This window comes from Streptococcus oralis subsp. dentisani (genome assembly GCF_002096685.1).
In the GTDB taxonomy this organism is placed as follows: domain Bacteria; phylum Bacillota; class Bacilli; order Lactobacillales; family Streptococcaceae; genus Streptococcus; species Streptococcus oralis_AD.
Genome location: NZ_NCVA01000003.1, coordinates 1 through 3,955, shown reverse-complemented (window position 1 = coordinate 3,955; position 3,955 = coordinate 1). Strand labels below are relative to the sequence as shown.

The 3,955-nt window shown below is 41.7% G+C and carries 5 protein-coding genes and 1 pseudogene; all 6 read left to right on the top strand.

The annotated features are described in order from the left end of the window. The coding region (locus tag B7705_RS00085) for a T7SS effector LXG polymorphic toxin (protein WP_239822320.1) at positions 1–2,058 on the top strand (2,058 nt) is incomplete at its 5' end. Further along, positions 2,040–2,468, top strand: coding sequence for a hypothetical protein (locus tag B7705_RS00080; RefSeq protein ID WP_004263618.1), 429 nt, complete (start codon positions 2,040–2,042; stop codon positions 2,466–2,468). The genes B7705_RS00085 and B7705_RS00080, both read left to right, overlap by 19 nt. A 45-nt stretch (positions 2,469–2,513) precedes the next feature. Then, positions 2,514–2,900, top strand: coding sequence for a hypothetical protein (locus tag B7705_RS00075; protein WP_084946685.1), 387 nt, complete (start codon positions 2,514–2,516; stop codon positions 2,898–2,900). Positions 2,901–3,016: 116 nt separating this feature from the next. Beyond that, the gene (locus B7705_RS00070; protein WP_158085991.1) at positions 3,017–3,253 is read left to right on the top strand and encodes a hypothetical protein; all 237 of its coding nucleotides are present in this window, start codon (positions 3,017–3,019) and stop codon (positions 3,251–3,253) included. Then, positions 3,250–3,576, top strand: a complete 327-nt coding sequence (locus B7705_RS00065; protein ID WP_084946679.1) for an Imm59 family immunity protein — start codon at positions 3,250–3,252, stop codon at positions 3,574–3,576. The genes B7705_RS00070 and B7705_RS00065 overlap by 4 nt, the downstream gene beginning before the upstream one ends. Before the next feature lie 140 nt (positions 3,577–3,716). Continuing rightward, a pseudogene (locus B7705_RS00060) lies at positions 3,717–3,955 on the top strand (T7SS effector LXG polymorphic toxin); the annotation flags it as partial.

Genomic DNA, 3,955 nt, shown 5'->3' with positions numbered 1-3,955 from the left:
AATGTTCATAACCCCGTGATTGTTGGCTTAAAGAATGGCTTAGAATTTCTAGGTTCTGAGTTTTCCAAGACGATCACGGATTTTCAGAATCTTGTCGGCGAAACCTCCGCAACCGCAGTTCTAGCAGAAGAAACTTTGGATGATGCGGTCAAGAAGCTAAATGAAGCCGATGAGAAACACAAGGTCATGGATACTAACTTCAAGAGTATCTATGATGGTATTTCGACTCTCTATCGTCTGAGTGCTCCCTTAAGCAGCACCTTCTATACCAATACCCAGACAGCCCGGAAGTATGTTCAGGATACGAAGAATAAGGTAAATGCCTTTGATAAGATGATGACGACCAGCAGTACCGAGCAACTTTTTAGTGCTTTAAGTAGCCAAATGGCGGCTACGGGACGAGTGAAGACTCTGAGTTATAGTGATCCTATTTTGACCGACTTTGTGGCGCATGAAGAACTCGGTAAAGCGATTTATGAGCTGGATCAGCAGTATGCGAAAGCCAAGGCAGAAGCGATTGAGGCTGCTAAACGCAAGGCAGAACAAGAAGCCGCTGAGCGAGAAGCTTCTTATCGCCGTCATCACCCCATCCAAGCCTGGCTGAAGGATCGCTCGAATGAGATTGGTTCCTGGTGGGGAGATGTTGTTGAGGGAACACGAAATCTACCGCTTCCTCAAGGGATGAAAGATACCCTCCTGTTTGCGGAAGGATTTATTGGTGCAGCTGGAAGTATGGTTTCAGAGACTGCTATCGGAGCTGTAGATTTGACTCAGATTATTGGTATTGCCAGTATTGATGGCGTCAATCGCTTAACAGGAGGTCAAACTCCAGAGTGGATGAAGCGGGACTTGCAAGGAACGGCAGATAACCTGTCTAGCCTTGCGGAGTTAGGAGTAGGAACTTACACTGCTCTGACGGATCCAGGAGCGGCTCAGCGTGGCCAGGATCCCAATGCTAGCTATGCGGATAAGGCAGCTTATCGTGCTCAAGAGACAGGAAAAGCCCTTTGGGATAAAGTTACCCATATGGATGCCTATGATGCAGGAGGCTTGACCTTTGAAGTTGCCAGTCTTTTTGTCGGTCCAGCAGCTGTAGGGAAGATGGCTAAGGGGACCAAGCTAGGAGCTAAGGCAGCTGAGATGATTCAGTTAGCTAAGAACAGCACCAAAGCAAGAATTCTCACAAATGTTGAAAAATGGGGATCAAAGGTTGACAATATCCTAGTGAAGAGCAATAATGTCATTGGGAAATTTGGCGAGAAACTATTAGATACCCGAATCCCAGTCGGTATCCGTAAAGAGGTAGTTGCCTTTGTGGGTGGTATGGGAACCATGCCTGCCTTCAGCGTTGAGAGTAAGACACTACGTGATGTGATGCGCTTCTCAAGCAAACATGCGGATGATGTGGTGGAGAGTGGAGCAAAGGCGAGAACTTTCATTGACGGTATGTCGGCAGGGGACGCTCAACGTTATAGCCAGTGGAACAAGTATGCGGAGGCCGGCCTTAGTCCAGAAGACCGCGTGAGAGTGTTGGAAATCTCGGAAAAGGCACCTAAGGTTGAGTATCAGCCAGATTACTCACCAGATAGAATACTGGGAACTCCAAAAAATGATCGTCCTAGTGTGGAAAATACTTATAGTCCAGACTATATTGAGGCTCATAGACAACAATTTGAGAATGGTGCTACTAGATTTCAAAAATTTAAGCCAGATCCTAATTATCAAGAAGGAATTATTGGAGGTAAAGATGGCACAAGTTTTTGGTTGAGTAAAGACCATGCGGATGTTATTCAAGATGTCGCCAAAGGTGATAATCGCCTCTATGAAACCTTACTGGGCTTTGACGAAGGGTACTTAGGTGACAATCCACTTTATCGCTTGGATGTAGCACCGGAAGTTGTCTCTGAAAAAGGGATCTCAATCCCAAGTGGTAGGGAAGACGGTGCGAATGGTTGGTGGCGACCAGGGGGAAGAACCTATCCAGGAGACATGCCGGAGGGTGTCATGGACGGTATCAGTATAAAGGAAGGAGATGTCACATGGAACGCAGTAAATTAACATGGGAAGAAGTTATCAAGTTTGAGGAAATAAAAGGCTACGGTCAACAGATTTGGAGGCATAATGGCCAGTATTATCTTGTCGCAGATGAAGGAGGTATTGCGGAACAACGAGTGGTGTATGAGTTGCCTCTAGAGCTGTTTCAGTTGCTTGATAGTGGGACAAAAACTATGGTTGATATTCATTATAAGCTACAAAATGATGAATGGCCTTCAACCGAAGAAGAAAGAAAGGCTAGTGAAAAAAAATGGATTGAGGAGGGACTTACCCCTCTTATAGCTAATCCTAAAAGTAGAGAATACTTTACTCAAGAAGAACTCGAAAAATTAATCCCTCTAGCAGAACAAAAATGGATTGATTGGAAGGGTAAACTCCCAGATAACTACGTGTCACCGCTAGATAAAGATTAACCATTTCGCTTTTGATAACCTCTAGATCATTAGGAGGATACTAAGATGGGGATTACCAATATTACATGGGAAGACGTTATCAAGTTTGAGGAAGTCGCAGGGTATGGTCAGCATATCTGGAAACACGGCGAACAATATTATCTTGTCGTGGATGAAGGAGGTATTGCAGAACAACGAGTGGTGTATGAATTGCCACTAGAGTTGTTTCAGTTGATTGAGAGTGGAGAAAAGAATTTAGCAGAGTTACATTTTAGGCTAAAAAATGATGCTTGGCCACCTAATATGTCACAAGAGGAAGCAAATAAGCTTTTTTGGCGAAAACACATTGAGGTTTTAAAAAATAATGCCGCAGCACAAAGGCATTTTACCCGTCAAGAGCTAGAAGAATTATTACCAGAAGGGTCAAAAATTCTGGCAAGTAGTGAGAGTTAATATGGATTTGATATGGTAAACAGTAAATTAACGTTGAAGATGGAAAAATTATAGTTTTTAATAAACGCGGATTACCTTATCCAGAGGGGGATCAAGATTATCATCAATATAGAGTAATGCATGATTTGACAGAAGAAAATATAATAAATGCTTTTAAAACAGCTTCATCAGAAGTTAAAGAAAGCTTAATTGATGCAATGGAAAACCGGGGATTTTCTTTGTCAGATCTGGCTAATATTCAACAAGGAGAAATTGCAAAAGTCTTTGGAGCAGGTGGAGGAACTCAGATACAACTAGGGAATTCTTTGAAGTATTATGAAGATTTAGCTTTATTAAAAGAGGTGATAAAATGAATTCGGAACAAATTGAAAAATTCAAACAAGAAATAGAATGTATTATAAAAGAAAAAAATTATATATCTTTACGGTATGTTCTTTTCGATGAAACAAATAGAACACCATTTGCTGTACATATATTTTACAAAGATGGTTTATTCATGGTGAATAGCAGAGATGAGAGAGCTTATGTAATTGGAAGAACATTTGAATTTGATAATTTTTCTGAGGCTGAAAAAAAATTCTTTAATGTATTGGACTTTATAGTACGTGAGGGTCGAAGGGACATATCTAACAGAGGAAGCTATATGTATTCCTCACCTCTTTGGGATAAACCATAATGATAAATTTAGAAAAGCAACGCAGTGAAATTTGATTTGAATTTTATCGAGCTCTCCCAGCAACAAGTATCGACTGCCTTTATGCGCAGTGAGGATTTTGTTCGGTATTATGAGCCGTATTTAAACACGGAGGAAGGCTAATGGGATTTTATGTCGATATTGCGGAGCTTCAGAAAGCCCAAGAGGCCTATATGAAGATGGTCGCGACTGCTCAGAGTCAGTTGGATACCGCTAAAAATGGGATGAATGCCATCATCACCAGTAATTCCATGCATGGAGAAGTTGGGAAAGCGATTACGAATGAAATCAATAATGTTCATAACCCCGTGATTGTTGGCTTAAAGAATAGCTTAGAATTTCTAGGTTCTGAGTTTTCCAA